This is a genomic window from Egbenema bharatensis FJBBOT/2019 (genome assembly GCF_048077055.1).
Taxonomy (GTDB): domain Bacteria; phylum Cyanobacteriota; class Cyanobacteriia; order Elainellales; family Elainellaceae; genus Egbenema; species Egbenema bharatensis.
The window spans coordinates 6,693,926-6,709,558 of sequence record NZ_CP182236.1; the positions used below are offsets into that span (position 1 = coordinate 6,693,926).

Genomic DNA, 15,633 nt, shown 5'->3' on the forward strand with positions numbered 1-15,633 from the left:
CAAACAGATTGTGTCAGGGAGCAAAGTTAAAGCGGAAACCTATCTTCAAACTCGATGGCAAAACGGTTGAGTGCCGCCTTCCAATTTTGAATCGGCATCGTCCACTTTTTAGCAATGTTAGCAATTGCCAGGTAAACGACTTTGAGCGCAGAATCATCGGTTGGGAAAGCTCGATGATTTTTGAGGACTTTCCTGAGGGTCATGTTGAGGGATTCGATGGCGTTGGTGGTGTAGATAGCTTTGCGAATTTCAGCTGGAAAGGCAAAGAATGGGATGATGCGTCCCCAGTGATTCATCCAGGACTTGCTGATGGTCGGGTATTGTTTATCCCAAGCCTCTGCAAACTCAACTAGCCGCTGTTCTGCCTGGTTTTCAGTGCTAGAGGTGTAGATCAATCGCAGGTCAGCAGCAACTGCTTTGCGATCTTTGTAGGAGACATAGCTTAGGGAATTCCTCCCCATATGGACAATGCACAACTGCACCGTCGTTTTGGGAAAGACCGTCTCAATGGCATCGGCAAAGCCTGTCAGTCCATCGACACAAGCGATGAAGATGTCCTTGAGTCCTCGATTCTGTAACTCTGTCAGAATCGCTAACCAGAATTTGGCAGATTCATTCTGAGTCATCCACATCCCCAGTAATTCCTTGGTACCGGACAAGGTCACCCCCAGAGCCAGGTGGATCGCTTTGTTGACCACTCGTCCGTCTTGGCGAACTTTGACCACTGTGAAATGTCAACTATTCGTGCCGGTGAATGACTATTGGTTTGCCGATTCCAAGGGGCAGAACTAGATGACATCCTAGAGTGACAACTAGACAGAGCAAATCGACAACGACACAAAGAAGACCTGTCATTTCACAGACGACAGGTCCTATATCAAAAAAGAGACCCTCAGGTAGGAGAATCTCAAAAGATAGATGCACTATCGATAGATAAAACAGCGCAACGACTCAACACAAGATCGCTAACTCAGAGCATCACACTATGGCTTGGGTTTAGCGCGCTCAACGGCTGAATGCTTACGAAAACTCTCTGCCTGGATTTCAATGATCAGTGCATGGTGTACGAGGCGGTCGACCGCAGCGACGGTCATCATCGAGTCAGAGAAGATGGCATCCCACTGGCTAAAGGGATGGTTCGCGGTAATCAGGAGGCTGCGACGCTCGTAGCGATGAGCAATCAGTTCAAAGAGAACGGAGGTTTCCGCCTCATCCTTTTTGACATAGCCGAGGTCGTCGAGGATGAGGAGGTCAAAGCGGTCCAGCTTGGCTAAGGTAGCCGGGAGTTGGAGTTGGAGCTTGGCGTACTGCAACTGTTGCACCAACGCCATCGCTGAGAAGAACTTGACGCGTTTGCCCAGGTGGATCGCTTGTTGGGCGACTGCTGCTGCCAGATGAGTTTTGCCGACACCGCTCGGCCCCAGCAAAATCAGGTTTTCCGCCTGCTCCAGCCAAGTGGTGTGTTGCACCAGTTGCATCAGAGCAGCGCTATTGAGAGTAGGACAATGGTCAAACTCAAAGGTCGTAAAACTTTTTCCGGGTGGGAGTTGGGCCTCGCCTAGAGCGCGTTGGATGCGGACTTGAGCGCGACGGTCGGCCTCCAGTTGGCATAGCGCTAGTAAGAATTGCGCGTAGGACCAGTTCTCTTGAATGGCCTTGGCTTCGATGCTCTGCCAGTGGTTGAGCATGTGGGAGAGGCGCAGGTGTTTGAGGGTGAGGCTGAGGGTCTGATGCGGGTTGCTCTGGTTGGGGGGTATCGGCACTATCGAGTCCATGAGAGGGGAGGAGTTGGTCATAGGAATCCAGGGGATGTTGGTGAACATTGAGGTTGGACATCGAGGAGCGGGGAACGATTCCAAAGTGGCGTTGTAAGCCATTCAAGGTCAGTTGACTCGTTTGCAGCTGCATCTCTAGATAGTCGGCAACCGCCGTTTCCTGGTTTGTTTGATGAGCGATGAAGAGCGCCTCAACGATGAGTTTGGCGGCGCTATCCGGGTCGAACTGTTCACTGATGTGCGACCACAGGGTCCGCCAGTGCTCATTGGGCAAAATGTCCTGCTGCCATGTACAGAAGAGGAACGCTCTGGGTTTGCGCCTGAGTCCCTCAATGATGTGGTGGTAGTTGATACAGCGGGCGCGGCGTCGCGTGCCGCTTCCAGACCCCCGAATCCGTGGAAGTTCCACCACCTGCTGCTGCCCCAGATAGCCCACCAATCGGTCATGGTAGAGTCGCAGGTTCAACTGCTGGCCAATCAAACGCGAGGGGACGCTGTAGAGGACGCAGCGCACCGTGATGGTGCTGAAGCGACTGACCCGGGCGATGACCTCTTCGTAATCAGCAACGCGGTAGCGGGGCAGCGGCTGTAGATGCTGCTTCTCCTCTTCGTACTTGACGCTGCACTTGCCGTTGAGCTTTGCCACCACCTGTCCAATAAAGTCCTGGTAAGCGGCCACCGATGGAAAGTCAACGCTCTCACGGAGATAGAGTTGCTGGATGAGGCGGCGCTTGAGGTGCCCGTGAGACGCCTCTATAGCCCCGTTCTCGTGTGCTACACCGGTGTTGTTGCGTGTCGGCTGCATCTGATAATGCTCACACAGCTGGTCGTACAACTGGGTCAACGGCTTGTGGCGTTTGCCGGCCATGTTGCGGTAGGCCGCACTCAAACTATCGGTGCGATGCAGCTTTGGTACTCCGCCACACGCCGCCAGCGCGTTCTGCAGCCCTTCGGATAGACCAATGAAGCTCTCGCCGCCCTGAATCACCTGCACGTACTGCCAGCCACTGTAGGCTAAGCGGTAGTGGTAGAGAATATGCTCGAACGGCACTCCGGCTATCGTAATCGTCACCCCCTTGAGCTCCGTGAAGTCCGACAGACCCATCTCACCCCTGGAGTTTAGACTAATTGGGAAAGAAAAGCAGCCAAACCCGACGGTTTGGCTGCTTAATGGTCATGTTGCATCAATAATGATTGACCATGACTAATTTTGACCGCTTGAGGGCGTTTCGACATAAATCCTACATGCTGATTGGCAACGGCAAGGATGCTCTCTTCGACCTGATGGATGCCGTGCTAGTGAGCCGCAGTGTGTACTCCTTTGCCGAACTGTCGGTTGCCCCTGTCTTTCGACGCCAATGGCCGAGTTTGTATGAAGCCCTACAGGATAGCAACCCGCCTCGACTGGAGTGGATGGGGTTGTACCTGGAGCAAATGCCCCAGGACGAACGGGTTGTCTTAGCGGGAGACCACACGGCATGGTCAAGGTTACAGGCACAAACCCTGCGAGAACGGACGTATGAACATCAAGCAACTCCGATGAGTGGAGCCAAACCGGTGACGTTGGGACAAGGATATAGTACGATTGCGTGGATTCCAGAGGAGCAGGGCAGTTGGGCATTACCGTTGCTGCATGAACGCATCACTAGCGCAGAGAGCCCCATTAGCAAGGCAATAGTGCAATTGCGTCAGGTGTGTGAGCAGTTCCAGGTTCGTCCCTTATCTTTGTGGGATGCCGAATATGGCTGTGCCCCATTCCTCAATGGTACGGCGGATATTGCTTGTGACAAGTTGATTCGGTTGCGTTCCAATCGAGTACTGTATGGACCACCGCCTGTTTATAGCGGAACGGGTCGTCCTCGGCAGTATGGGGAGAAGTTCAAACTTAACGATGCCACCACCTGGTGGTCATCTGATGCCGAACTCCAGGTAGAAGAGTCCCGGTGGGGACGATTACACGTGCGGATGTGGTCATCAATGCGACTGCGACGCGTTGCCAACCAGACGATCTGGTTAATTCAACTGCAACGCCTCCATGACTCTGCCCTCCACCCCGCCAAACCTTTGTGGCTAATTTGGGTGGGACAAGCACCACCCGACTTAGAGACGGTGTGGCAACAGTATTTCCGTCGCTTTGCCATTGACCACTGGTATCGCTTCGCTAAGCAACGATTGCACTGGACGTTACCCCAGTTGGCAACGCCCGAACAATCCGAACGCTGGAGCGATCTGATGCCCTTGCTCACCTGGCAGTTGTGGTTGGCTCGTTGCCACGTCCAGGACTCCCCCCTGCCCTGGCAAAAGTCATCTGCTAAGCTATCTCCGGGACGAACCGCAAATGCCTTTGCCTCTGTTTTAGCGTTGATTGGCACACCTGCCCCCCCGCCCAAACCACGCGGAAAGTCACCGGGGTGGACTCCAGGGCAACCCCGTTCCCGCCGTATTCGCTATCCAACGGTCAAAAAGCGCTTCACCAGACCCAAGAAGGTGGCGAACAAGACCGCTTAACCACTAAATTTTTCCCAATCTTCAGTCTCGCTCAATCCAGATAAGGGGGTTGGGCTATTTCTGCTGTGATTAGTCTAAACTCCAGTCACCCGGCGTGTGGCGAATCTCAAACATCACTTCTTTCGGGTCGCCGTGCAGCGCCTTCCAGGTCTGTACCCGCCGCTGCACGGTTCTCAAGGTTGACTCATACTCCCCAGGGTAGCGCTCTACCAGGTACTCATACAGTGTCGTCGCTTCCAAGCGTGGTTCTCGTTTGAGCATCGGCTCGAGTTCCTGCTCCCATACTCCAGAGAGGGGGTCTGAGCGTCTGCGCCAGTGGCGCTCTTCGGGCAGACGCTCTGTGCGTTCTCCACGTTCAATTCGTCGGCCGCTGCGCTCACAGCATCCAGCGATCTTCGCCGATTGCACCTGCGTGCAGCCTTCCTCTCGTGCTCGCATATACACCTGAACTTGGTAGGGTTGTAGCATCGGCACTAGCTCTCGTTCTGCGTTCAATACAGAAATGATCTAGTGCTTTTCTATGGTTGCGACGACTTCTATCTAGTTGTCGCTGGTCTTAGGTGCGATCTCTCACGGGTCTACGATCTCAAAACTGAGCCAGTGCGATTTGCTCACCGGTCAAATAGTCGTCGTTCTCATCTATTTGGTATTGTCGTCCAACAGACCACAATCGCATCAAAGTAGACAATCGGGTAGAGCGCATCAAGCGGTCGATTTTGCCAGAGTTTGCGTTCCGCTTCGACCGCATCAGTGATGTTGGAAATCAGTCCAGTCGATACCTCCACTCCATAGAGGTCTTGCAATTGAGCTTGAATATCACGAGGACTCATGCCTCGGGCATACAGGCTGAGAATCTTGTCATCAAACCCGTTAAAGCGAGTTTGTCCCTTCTTGACGATGATGGGCTCAAATTCACTGTGACGGTCACGGGGAACCGCGATCTCAGCTTGTCCAAACTCGCCCTTGATTGTCTTCTTGCTGTGCCCGTTGCGACGATTGCGAGCCGTTTTGCCCTCACTGGCTGGTTCAGAGGATTGTTCCTCCAGATGCGTTTTCATCTCTGCATTCAAACACCGCTCTACCAAGGCTGCCGTCAATTGTTTGACAATGCCCTCGTTGCCTAGGAGGTCTTCCGGGTTCTCGTAGCCTTGGAGCAGTTCATCGAGTAATTCAGGTCGAAAAGTCATAGGGTTGTGTCTCAAGTTCTATAGTTCATTAGATCTTGTTTTATTCTCTGACACAATCTAATTTACAATCCCCAGCAACGACCAAAACCCTTCCATTGTGTTGACATGGATTTCATAGAATCCATCGCCATCCTCATCGCGGGCATACTCCCCACTCCCATGACACACGGTTTTATGCTCATAGCCCCAGCATGTCAACCCATTGTAAATGCCATACTCATCTGTATAAATCTGGCTTCCAGGAGCGACCGTTGCTTGGATGAGGGGTTTAATCGTCTCTTGCTGGACATTTTCCAGCATCCGAATCACCACCAAGCCGTGACGTTGGATCATGCCGAAAATCGGCGGCTTTTCTTGGGCAAGCGTCCCCCGTCCCCGAATCCCTTTGAGCTTATGGCGCCGTCCTTTGCGCCCCTTTTTTTGACTTCATGGGGTTGGCCTTTATGCCCCGCTGTCAGATACACTTCGTCGAATTCGACCTCTCCACTTAAGTGCACCTCCGGCTTGTTGTCCACAATGCCTTGACGCAGTTGCATCGTCATCTGGTAAATATCGTCCTTGTCCAGGGCTAACTCGGTGGCAATTTGTTCACTCGATAGGTTCAGTCCCATCAAATACAAGCAGCCAATCCACTTTTGCAAGGGTTGATGATGCCCTGCAAAAATCGTATCGCTCAGGTCGTCGAAATGGGCTTTACAGGATTTGCAGCAGTAACGTTGTCGCTGAGGTTGAGTTTCATCGCGGCCATTTTTGACCACCTGCTCACTCTGACAGCGAGGGCATCTCACCCCTTCAGTCCAACGAGTTTGGCGAATCAGTTGATAGCATTTGGCATCGTCAATCAGAGTACTCAAGTTGATACTCATCGCACCTAACCCCTACAATGCTTCTGCTATCCTAACAGCAGCTTCCCCTACACCTCCATCTCCCTGAAACACCTATTGAGCCTAGAATTAATTACAACGATTGTGACGTATCGATTTGAGAACTTGAGTCGTCGGGAGATAGAAGCAATGTTAGACATTACGCTAAAGGAAACGAGGGTTTACCGGGAAATTAAGGAAGAAGGGCGAGAAGAAGGGCGAGAAGAAGGGGAGCGATCGCTCATTCTGCGTCAATTGAAGCGACGGGTGGGAGAATTACCCCAGGAAGCTAGATTCAGTAGATCGCAAATTCTCTAGGAAAGGGGTAGGGTCAGGCTAAACGCATTAAAACAAAGCCATGACGATCTACCCAAGTTCATTATCGCCTGCTCCAGCTTTGACGGATGAAGCGACGTTGGAGGTAGCCCTCGACTGCCTATTGGAACACTTATCCCTGGACATGCAAGGTGGATACACACTCCAAGATCTGTTTGAGATTTTGCTACGGGCCGCCAGTCGCAGCGATAGCATTGAACACACAACACAACGATTGGAGGGCGTACCCAGTGGCAATGGCATTCGCTATCATCTCGATAAGTTAGACGATATCACAACTCTGGAATCTCAACTCAATGCCGCTCTGCAAAGCCGCATCCCCCCAAAAATTCGTAAGGGCAAGCATCGTATTGCCATTGACCTCCATCTGATTCCCTATTACGGCAGTGTGAACGTCGCCACTGAGCCTTACATCTACCGCTCTCAAGCTAAGGCAGGCACGACTTCGTTCTTTGCCTATGCCACCGTCTATGTGATTTGTCGTAACAAACGGGTTACTTTGGGTATTCATGCCGTGCATCGGCATGAAACATTGGTTGCAACCATCACTTATTTATTAGCCATGCTGACTCCCTTACGAGTCCGCGTCAAACGGCTTTATCTTGACCGTGGGTTCTATAGTGTACCAGTCATTCGTTGGCTCAAAGCTCTCAATATTCCGTTTCTCATGCCTGCGGTAATTCGAGGCAAACGTGGAGGTACTCGCCAGTTGTTGATTGGGCGCAAAAGTTATGCCACCCGTTATACCCTCAACAGCCCTCAATATGGTTCAGTTACCTGTCAGATGCGGGTGATTTGCAGCTATTACAAAGGGTTCAAAGGGAAACATGGTATCCAATACACCCTATACGTGCTGCATCGTGTGAGGGTTGCTTTGGAGCAGATGCATCAGCATTACAAAGACCGTTTCGGTATCGAGACCAGCTACAGGATGAAAAATGGGTGCCGTATCCGCACCACGAGCAAGAATCCAGTCACCCGTTTGCTGTTTGTGGCTCTGGCGTTTATTTTGGTCAATCTCTGGGTGTATTTGCTCTGGTTCTTTGTGAGCCGTACTCAACGAGGAGGACGGGTCGTTTACCGAGAACTCTTTAGTCTCAAGACCATGTTGGAGTTTCTCTCTCAGGCTGTCGAGCGACATTTCCCAGTCATCACAGCCATCTATTTACCCTCTCTAGAATGAATTTGCGATCTACTGAGGTTATCTGGCGTTAACGCTCGTTGTTAAGCGGCAATTGCTGTTGTTCATATATAGCTGACTATACCGATGCTGTCTATCACAAATCAACGAACGCTTTTAGATTGTCATTAGTAGGAGGAACACAACGAATGGCGGTCTCAACTTTCTGGTCGCCTGTCTTTCGGGTGCTTGGTTGGAATACCCGCTCGACTGGGGAAGAAACAGGTGCCCCTTTGCTGGCAGGCAATGCTCAGTTTGCCAATCTTTCCGGTCGGCTTTTAGGCGCACATGTGGTCCATGCTGGACTGATTGTGCTGGCGGCATTTTCCATATCGTTTCTCGTCCCCTGGAATGGGCCAGGCAGCGGCTCATCTGGTCGGGGGAAGCTTACCTGTCCTACAGTTTGGCTACTTTAGCCCTGGTTGGTTTCAGTGTCGCTTGCTTTGTTTCAGTCAACGAAATTGTCTATCCTTCCGTGTTTTATGGATTTGTCGGTAGCGCTGTCCGATCGTCCCTTGCCAGTGTTCATGCGGCGTTTGGTTTTCTGGCATTAGTGGGGCATCTCTGGCACGCTTATCGGGCCCGATCGGAAACGCAAGGAGTAACTTACAACACCTTCTTTGATTTCATGGCAAAGGATGTTTGGCGTTGCATAATTGAAAGATGATTTAGGGTAATCTGCAATGCAATGTCCAGAGTGTGGGGCTACTCATATCCGTAAAAACGGTAAGAGGAAAGGTAAGCAAAATCACATTTGTGTCGCTTGTGGTCGTCAGTTCATTGATACCTACGACCCGCATCGAGGGTACTCAGACGAGTTCAGACGCGAATGCATCAAGATGTATCTCAACGGCTCTGGGTTTCGAGCGATCGAACGGGTCAAAGGAGTACACCATACCACGGTCATTACCTGGGTGCAGCAGGTCGCAACGCGCCTGCCGGACGCCTATGCACCGGAAACGCCCCCCGAAGTTGGAGAACTCGACGAATTGGAAACCTTTGTCGGCTCAAAAAAAACAAGATTTGGCTATGGACAGCCGTTGACCACTTCAAAAAGGGAATTTTAGGCTGGGTTCTGGGTGACCATAGTGCTGAAACCTTTGTCCCACTCTGGCAGACTGTGGCGGACTGGAACTGCTATTTCTACGTCACTGATGGGTGGTCGGTGTATCCCGGTTTCATTCCCGATGGCGATCAGATTGTCAGCAAAACGTATATGACTCGAGTTGAAAGTGAGAACACTCGCTTGCGGCACTATCTGGCTCGACTGCATCGCAAAACGCTGTGCTACTCCAAAGCCGTAGAAATGCTGGCTCACTCTATTCGGTTGTTACTTCACTACCTCAGGTTTGACGATGTTCCAGTTCCTCCGAGGTTCATCTCTTGATTCAGCAACGCCGGATGTTTTTGATCCAGCTCCAGCGAATGCAATCAATTCAATGAGCTGAATAGCGATCGGATCTGGGTGGTGCTTGATGATTGGTAATTGGTAATTGGTAATTGATGATTGGTCATTGAGTGATGGTTATTGTCGTTAATTGTTTGCAGTTTACGAATGAAAGCTGACAAATAATAAATGACAGGTGACGAATGATAACTAACGATTCTATCGACTGGTTAGAACAACAAATTGCAATATTTTGAGGAGAGTCTTGGTAATGACAACTGCTGTTCAGACTGCTGAACAAATTCCCTGGAGAGCTGGAAATGCTCGTTCCGTGAATCTTTCCGGTCAGCTATTGGGTGCCCATGTTGCCCATGCAGGGTTGATTGTCCTTTGGGTTGGTGCAATCACTTTATTTGAGCTGGCCCGGTTGGATATCACACGCCCCATGTATGAACAGGGATTGATTTTATTGCCCAACCTGGCTCGACTGGGATTAGGCGTGGGACAAGGGGGAGCGATCGTCGATACCTATCCCTACCATGTGACGGGTGTACTTCATCTGATTAGCTCGGCGGTGCTGGGGGCAGGTGGATTATTTCATGTGTTTCGCGGCCCTGCCAAGTTGGAAGATCAATTTCCTTTCTTCGGCTACCGTTGGGATGATGCCAACAAGATGACCACGATTCTGGGAATTCACCTGGTTCTGCTGGGATTGGGAGCCTTGCTGCTGGTGGCAAAAGCGATGTTTTGGGGTGGATTGTATGATCCGGTGATCCAGAATGTGCGGCTGGTGACGGCTCCCACCCTGAATCCGTCGATCATTTTTGGCTATCTGGTGGGCGCAGGTGGAAAGTTCTGGATTGCCAGTGTCGATCGCCTGGAAGATGTTGTTGGTGGGCATATTTATGTCGGGTTGATGTGCATTCTCGGTGGAGTGTGGCATATTCGGACTCAACCTTTCCGATGGGCGAAGAACTTATTGGTTTGGTCAGGGGAAGCCTATTTGTCCTACAGCATTGGTGCGGTCAGTCTTATGGCATTCATTGCCACGTTATTTGTCTCAGTCAATCCGATCGTCTTTCCAGTTGAATTTTTTGGCCCTACCCTGGCGTTAACCTTCGATCGCTTTCCGGTGTTTGTGAGTCCGGATGGTGCGCTCACTTCTCGCGTTTGGCTGGCCAATGCTCACTTCTGGTTAGGCTTCTTCTTCCTGCAAGGACATTTATTCCATGCCTTAAGAGCAGCAGGGTACAGCTTTGCAGCAGGAAAAGTCGTTGCATCCCCTCGCGGACAGGTGAGCTAAAGGTGAACTAAAGGTGAACTCAATATGACAACCACAGAAATTCGATCGGATATGGCATCTGGATTAATAGAGCGATCGCCAGACTTTCCAGGCAGCACGCCTGAAACCCGTTACGTGCCCGATTCCATGAATCCCTACTCCTGGTGGGCAGGAAATTTGCGGTTCGTAAACCTGTCTGGGAAGCTGCTGGGTGCCCATGTGGCTCACGCTGGACTGATTGTGCTGTGGGCAGGAGCCATGACCCTATTTGAACTCTCCCGCTTTAACCCAACTTTGCCCATGTACGATCAGGGCTTAATTTTGTTGCCTCATCTTGCTTCCTTAGGGCTGGGTGTGGGTGCAGGCGGGCAAATCATCAGCACCTACCCCTACTTTGTGATTGGGGTATTGCATCTGGTTAGCTCGGCAGTGTTGGGCGCGGGCGGAATTTACCATGCGGTACTTGGCCCTGAAAAACTGGATGAGCGGGGCTTTGGCTACCGTTGGCAAGATGGCAACAAGATGACCACGATTTTGGGGATTCATTTGGTGCTACTGGGTGTTGGGGCACTTTTGTTAGTGACAAAAGCTGTCGCCCTGGGGGGACTCTATGACCCGGCGATCGAAAATGTCCGGCTGATTGACCATCCCACCCTCAATCCATTAACCATTTTTGGCTATCTGGTAGGCATTACCCCTGACGGCTGGACGCTGAAGGGAATGGCCGCAGTGAACAACCTGGAGGATGTGGTTGGCGGACATATTTGGGTCGGGGCCATCTGCATCCTGGGTGGCATCTGGCATATTCGCACCCAGCCCACGGCATGGGCCAAAGGACTCTTCATCTGGTCGGGTGAGGCGTACCTGTCCTACAGCCAAGCGGCACTGGCGTACATGGGCCTTTTCGCGGCTTATTTCATCTGGGTGAATGACACGGTTTACCCCTCCACGTTTTATGGGCCGATCGGAACCACAACGATGGATGGTGTCATCACGCCGCGCACCTGGTTGATGTTGTTTCACATTATTTTTGCCAGTTTATTGCTGGCGGGTCATTTTTGGCACGCATTACGGGCACGGGCGAAAGCAGCAGGGTTTAATTTCAGCCGCATGAAGTTCAACCCGGATGCAATGTACGGCGATATTCAATTTGGTGGAGAACCGATCGCCTCAGGCATCGTGCAGCCCTTCCAAAATAATCCTCAACAAGGAAACCTGGCCACTCCGCTCAACAACAGTGACGTGAGCCGCACCTGGATCAACAACTTACCCATTTACCGAAAAGGACTCTCACCGATCGCTAGAGGATTGGAAATTGGCATGGCGCATGGCTATTTGCTCCTGGGCCCATTTCTCAAGCTTGGGCCATTGCGGAACAGTGATGTTTCCCTCCTGGCTGGATTCGGTGGTGCATCCGGATTGATGATCATTTTGAGTGTTTGTTTATTCCTGTATGGATACGCAATCTTTCAAGGTAGACAGAAACCACGCGGTATTTTACCCGGTAATATCAAATCCTACAAGGACTGGAGTTTCTTCACTTCAGGATTCCTGATCGGCGGAATTGGCGGTGCCATCTTTGCGAGCTTTATCTTGCTAGAAATCGATCGAGCCGGTCTTGGTTGATGAGTAAGTGGGAAGAGGAGCTAGGGGGGATCTAAACAGGGCTTGCGATCGCCTGAGGTTATTTGCTCAAACAATCTATTTGCCCACTCCCTACTCCCTATTCCCTACTCCTTATTTCTAAGATGGGCGAACGCAATTCGCCCCTACGCCCCACTCCCTATTCCCCACTCCCCTACAATCACTCACAAATCACAGAGTTTTCACTATGTCTCTTCCACTCTTAACCTATCCATTATCCAGCCAGAATCAGAGAGTCAATGGATTTGAAATTCCTGGAGATGAACAATCTTGGATTTATACGACGGATAATGCACCGATCGCCACAGAACTAGATGAAATCATTTGGGCGGCGTATCGGCAGATTTTTAACGAACAGCAAATCCTGCAACATCATTGGCAGGTCAGATTAGAATCACAGTTGCGATCGCGTCAGATTACGGTGCGTGAATTTATCCGAGGGTTAGTTCTGTCGGATTCATTTCGGCGGTTAAACTATGACTCGAATAATAATTACCGATTTGTTGAGATGTGCATTCAGCGCATTCTGGGTCGTAATGTCTATGGCGATCGGGAAAAACTGGCCTGGTCAACCGTTTTAGCGACAAAAGGCCTGCGAGGGTTTGTCAATGATTTGTTGAACAGTGAGGAATACCTGACCCATTTTGGGGATAACACGGTTCCCTACCAACGACGGCGCATCTTACCGCAGCGGGTACAGGGTGAACTACCGTTTGCCCGAATAGCACGCTATGACGATTATCATTTCAATCAGTTAGTTCAACTGGGGCAATTACGACCCGTCCGTCCCGAAGTCGTCGATCGCAGTGCTCCCGTTTACCGAAGGGTGCTGGTTGCGGTACCAACAGCTTCCCTGGCTCTACTGTTTGCAACATTAATCCTGGTGGCGACTTCCTAATTGATTGCCCCTAAAGTACAAGATTGGATGATCCGCCTTACCTCTTAGCTTGATGTCCAAACCGAAAAAGCAAAAATTGAGGAACCCTCTAGAAATAGTGGGTTCCTGTTTCTGTATTTTCATTACATTTGAGTTTGTTACGAGAATGGTTGAGCTTTTACAATAACCTGTAAAACTAATGGGTAGGGTTATAGACTGGTTGCCCCCCTGTGCCGTATACACCTCCCTCCGTCATGGCTAACTCTAAAAAATCTGAAACTGTACCCAAGGCAATGGAAGACAAGTTCAACAGCATTGTTGAACTCACCGATGAGTTTTCTCGGCAGCACCTGAACGAGGAGTATGCTGAACTGATTCGTAAAGCCACGGCTGCCCTGTGCCGTAAGCGTCCGTCTCCTTTAGAAAAGGGGCAGGCGAAGACTTGGCCGGTGGGATTACCCATGCCATTGGGATGGTCAATTTTCTGTTTGACAGTTCCCAGAATCCCCACATCAGTGCAAGTAACCTGTACCAGTGGTTTGGGATTGGTGCCAGTACGGGACAGGGAAAGTCAAAGCTGGTGCGCGATACCCTGAAGATGCGGCAGCTTGACCCAGACTGGTGTTTGCCCAGCCGCATTGATGATAATCCGATGGTCTGGCTCCTGTCGGTGAATGGGTTACTGATGGATATTCGGCAGGCTCCCCTGGGGGCACAGGTAGAAGCCTTTCGTCGGGGACTGATTCCCTATATTCCAGGTCACAAAGAGGACAGCGAGGTCATCCTGGCCCAGTTTCAGGAGGAACCATCACTGAATCCAGCCAAATCCGGCAAAGCCAGCAAAACCAAATCGGCAAAAAAGAGTGCTTCAGCCACCCAACCCCCTTCTTCAGAAGCCCTGCAAGCCGTGTATGTTTTGGATGTTTCCATCATCAGCGGCCCTGTCAGCGAAAAGTTTCTTGAAAAAAATCCTGAAATTACTCGAACGATCGAAATTCGGGGAGATCAAACCCTCGCCGATCTGCATGCCACGATCTTCCAGGCATTCAATCGCTTCGAGGAGCATATGTATGAGTTTCAGTTAAAAGGGAAAGGGCCGAATGATCCCGATGCCGATCGCTACGGGTTAGCAATGGCGTTTCAGAGCGGGTTTGGCGATCCGCCAACCGGAGATGTCGCCCAGACCCAGATCGGGGCACTGAATCTGGAGGTGGATGAATTCTTCGGCTACTGGTTTGATTTTGGGGATGATTGGTGGCATCAGGTGCAAGTCCTGTCGATCGACGAGCCGCAACCCAAGGTCAATTACCCCCGCATCACAAAACGGATTGGAGCAAGTCCACCGCAGTATGCTGATTTTTAGAACACTCGAAAGCAACTATTTGTCTTGCCGCCTTCTTTGCCTTTAGCCCTCGCAGAATTTCGTAACGAGTGATGATAGAGAATTTAAACTGTTCATATTCTGTTAAATATGGTCGTGCTTTTGATATGACAGTTGGATCTTGGCGCATAATGGCGGATAGGATATCAGTGTCTAGAAGGGCGGGTAATATTTCCATCACTGCTCAGTTTCTCCAAAAAAGCTTTGGCGATCGATCGCAATCTTTTCAACATCCCGAATTTGCTCATCAGAAAGTCCTTGATAGACTTCAGCAGCTAACCGAAGCATTTGGTTCGGATCGATTTTGCTTTTTGCATGGATGATGAGTTGAACTTCTTGTCCCTCAGAAAGTTCTAACGCTTTCAAAGGACGAAAAACACCATTTTCATAAACCGCTTCTACAACTTGCTGCATATTATTCTTCCTCTGTTGTATTCTTTGCAATGTGAATTTGTAGTTGCTTCTGTGCCCATTCTCGCAGTTGTTCATCCGGGTCATTGATAGCCCGATTCTCTACGAGACAGTTCATGAACGCGCAAAAGTTCGATCGTTTCTGGGTGGGGAAGTAAATGGAGCGTGTCATGGGAAGATAATTTGTTGAGGAGTTAGAGAAGAAAGTCCGTCAATTTCCATAAAATCCTGCGTGTTAAAAGTCACAAAAAAATCAATTTGTGCAGAAAGTGCAAGGGCCGCAAGGCGCAAATCGAAGATTTTGGCAGACGTGATACCTTTCCGAATTGCCAGATCTAAAGCCTGATGGACTGTTATCTCGGTTGGATAAACAATTTCAAATTTTCCATTTAAATAAGTAGCATCAATTAAATCTTTTGCTTGTAAAGCAGACAAAGGTTTGTTTCTCATTGCAACTGAGTTTGTTAAAACTCGATACAGCTCAAACAAGTTTTGTTCAGCAAGTACTCCTCTAAATTGCTCAACCAGTATTGCTGTCAGTAATTGAGCTGAAATAGCATGATGATGGGAAGAGGCATCATGAGCGTAGACTAATATATTAGTATCAAGGAAGAGGCGAGTCTGGCTCATAAATATGTTCTCGATTCAAGTACTCATCTTTAACATTCAGGTCAAAAACTGGGAAAGGATAGGCTTTTTTCTTAACTTGAATGATCGAAATTTCAACTTCATCACCCTCTTCAATACTGTCAGGCAATGCTTCAACCAAGATAATGCTCTTGTTTTTAATATAGCCTTTCAT

Annotated in this window: 17 protein-coding genes and 5 pseudogenes; 11 read left to right on the plus strand and 11 right to left on the minus strand. The window is 50.1% G+C overall.

Translation table 11 applies throughout. The annotated features are described in order from the left end of the window. Positions 1 to 26 precede the first annotated feature (26 nt). The 3 genes and pseudogenes from ACM1PF_RS31090 to ACM1PF_RS31100 all read right to left on the minus strand — a co-directional run. Positions 27 to 725 (minus strand): annotated as a pseudogene (locus ACM1PF_RS31090) (IS256 family transposase); the annotation flags it as partial. A gap of 258 nt (positions 726 to 983) precedes the next feature. Next, positions 984 to 1,775: an IS21-like element helper ATPase IstB gene (gene istB, locus ACM1PF_RS31095; RefSeq protein WP_416670327.1), complete on the minus strand. Its 792-nt coding sequence runs from the start codon at positions 1,773 to 1,775 to the stop codon at positions 984 to 986. 391 nt (positions 1,776 to 2,166) lie between these two features. Further along, positions 2,167 to 2,880, minus strand: a pseudogene (locus ACM1PF_RS31100) (Mu transposase domain-containing protein); the annotation flags it as partial. A 95-nt stretch (positions 2,881 to 2,975) separates the two neighbouring features. Here ACM1PF_RS31100 and ACM1PF_RS31105 point away from each other — a divergent pair. Further along, on the plus strand, positions 2,976 to 4,283 hold the full coding sequence (locus ACM1PF_RS31105) for an NF041680 family putative transposase (RefSeq protein WP_416666339.1): 1,308 nt from the start codon (positions 2,976 to 2,978) through the stop codon (positions 4,281 to 4,283). Positions 4,284 to 4,352: 69 nt separating this feature from the next. On the opposite strand, the gene ACM1PF_RS31110 is transcribed toward ACM1PF_RS31105, so the two are convergent. From ACM1PF_RS31110 to ACM1PF_RS31125, 4 genes and pseudogenes are all read right to left on the minus strand, one after another. Then, the gene (locus ACM1PF_RS31110) at positions 4,353 to 4,544 is read right to left on the minus strand and encodes a hypothetical protein (protein WP_416670328.1); all 192 of its coding nucleotides are present in this window, start codon (positions 4,542 to 4,544) and stop codon (positions 4,353 to 4,355) included. 407 nt (positions 4,545 to 4,951) lie between these two features. Beyond that, a pseudogene (locus ACM1PF_RS31115) lies at positions 4,952 to 5,470 on the minus strand (transposase); the annotation flags it as partial. Positions 5,471 to 5,527: 57 nt separating this feature from the next. After that, positions 5,528 to 5,851 carry a transposase gene (locus ACM1PF_RS31120; protein WP_416676880.1) on the minus strand — a complete coding sequence of 108 codons (324 nt, stop codon included), beginning with the start codon at positions 5,849 to 5,851 and terminating at the stop codon, positions 5,528 to 5,530. Continuing rightward, complete coding sequence (locus tag ACM1PF_RS31125; RefSeq protein WP_416670329.1) at positions 5,800 to 6,336, minus strand: transposase; 537 nt, start codon at positions 6,334 to 6,336, stop codon at positions 5,800 to 5,802. Before ACM1PF_RS31125 ends, ACM1PF_RS31120 begins: the two co-directional genes overlap by 52 nt. A gap of 81 nt (positions 6,337 to 6,417) precedes the next feature. Between ACM1PF_RS31125 and ACM1PF_RS31130 the strand changes: the two are divergent. The 10 genes and pseudogenes from ACM1PF_RS31130 to ACM1PF_RS31175 all read left to right on the plus strand — a co-directional run. Beyond that, a pseudogene (locus tag ACM1PF_RS31130) lies at positions 6,418 to 6,627 on the plus strand (DUF4351 domain-containing protein); the annotation flags it as partial. Between the two features lie 64 nt (positions 6,628 to 6,691). Further along, positions 6,692 to 7,852 carry a transposase gene (locus tag ACM1PF_RS31135; protein ID WP_416666136.1) on the plus strand — a complete coding sequence of 387 codons (1,161 nt, stop codon included), beginning with the start codon at positions 6,692 to 6,694 and terminating at the stop codon, positions 7,850 to 7,852. Positions 7,853 to 7,998: 146 nt separating this feature from the next. Continuing rightward, positions 7,999 to 8,265 carry a hypothetical protein gene (locus tag ACM1PF_RS31140; RefSeq protein ID WP_416676946.1) on the plus strand — a complete coding sequence of 89 codons (267 nt, stop codon included), beginning with the start codon at positions 7,999 to 8,001 and terminating at the stop codon, positions 8,263 to 8,265. After that, entirely contained in the window at positions 8,220 to 8,516 is a 297-nt protein-coding gene (locus tag ACM1PF_RS31145) for a hypothetical protein (protein WP_416676881.1), read from the plus strand. The genes ACM1PF_RS31140 and ACM1PF_RS31145 overlap by 46 nt, the downstream gene beginning before the upstream one ends. Before the next feature lie 16 nt (positions 8,517 to 8,532). Continuing rightward, positions 8,533 to 9,236, plus strand: a protein-coding gene (locus ACM1PF_RS31150; protein WP_416665731.1) for an IS1 family transposase whose coding sequence is annotated in 2 segments (ribosomal slippage) — positions 8,533 to 8,868 and positions 8,871 to 9,236 — 702 coding nt in all. Because the reading frame shifts where the segments join, the coding sequence is not laid out codon by codon here. A gap of 271 nt (positions 9,237 to 9,507) precedes the next feature. After that, positions 9,508 to 10,539 (plus strand): chlorophyll a/b binding light-harvesting protein, encoded by a 1,032-nt coding sequence (locus ACM1PF_RS31155; protein ID WP_416670330.1) that lies wholly within the window; start codon positions 9,508 to 9,510, stop codon positions 10,537 to 10,539. A gap of 126 nt (positions 10,540 to 10,665) precedes the next feature. Further along, on the plus strand, positions 10,666 to 12,144 hold the full coding sequence (locus ACM1PF_RS31160) for a chlorophyll a/b binding light-harvesting protein (RefSeq protein WP_416676883.1): 1,479 nt from the start codon (positions 10,666 to 10,668) through the stop codon (positions 12,142 to 12,144). 205 nt (positions 12,145 to 12,349) lie between these two features. Beyond that, entirely contained in the window at positions 12,350 to 13,060 is a 711-nt protein-coding gene (locus ACM1PF_RS31165) for a phycobilisome rod-core linker polypeptide (protein WP_416670331.1), read from the plus strand. 272 nt (positions 13,061 to 13,332) lie between these two features. Continuing rightward, positions 13,333 to 13,607: pseudogene (locus tag ACM1PF_RS31170) on the plus strand (DUF6398 domain-containing protein); the annotation flags it as partial. Between the two features lie 117 nt (positions 13,608 to 13,724). After that, positions 13,725 to 14,402 carry a plasmid pRiA4b ORF-3 family protein gene (locus tag ACM1PF_RS31175; protein WP_416676885.1) on the plus strand — a complete coding sequence of 226 codons (678 nt, stop codon included), beginning with the start codon at positions 13,725 to 13,727 and terminating at the stop codon, positions 14,400 to 14,402. A gap of 195 nt (positions 14,403 to 14,597) precedes the next feature. Here the strand turns inward: ACM1PF_RS31175 and ACM1PF_RS31180 are convergent, their stop codons facing one another. Genes ACM1PF_RS31180 through ACM1PF_RS31195 form a run of 4 tightly spaced genes read right to left on the minus strand, consistent with a single transcriptional unit; the run spans position 14,598 to position 15,633 of the window. Continuing rightward, positions 14,598 to 14,834, minus strand: a complete 237-nt coding sequence (locus tag ACM1PF_RS31180) for an antitoxin family protein (protein ID WP_416670332.1) — start codon at positions 14,832 to 14,834, stop codon at positions 14,598 to 14,600. A 1-nt stretch (position 14,835) separates the two neighbouring features. Then, positions 14,836 to 15,003, minus strand: coding sequence for a hypothetical protein (locus ACM1PF_RS31185; RefSeq protein ID WP_416670333.1), 168 nt, complete (start codon positions 15,001 to 15,003; stop codon positions 14,836 to 14,838). Next, positions 15,000 to 15,461 (minus strand): type II toxin-antitoxin system VapC family toxin, encoded by a 462-nt coding sequence (locus ACM1PF_RS31190; protein WP_416670334.1) that lies wholly within the window; start codon positions 15,459 to 15,461, stop codon positions 15,000 to 15,002. The genes ACM1PF_RS31185 and ACM1PF_RS31190 overlap by 4 nt, the downstream gene beginning before the upstream one ends. Continuing rightward, positions 15,436 to 15,633, minus strand: coding sequence for a hypothetical protein (locus ACM1PF_RS31195; RefSeq protein WP_416670335.1), 198 nt, complete (start codon positions 15,631 to 15,633; stop codon positions 15,436 to 15,438). The genes ACM1PF_RS31190 and ACM1PF_RS31195 overlap by 26 nt, the downstream gene beginning before the upstream one ends.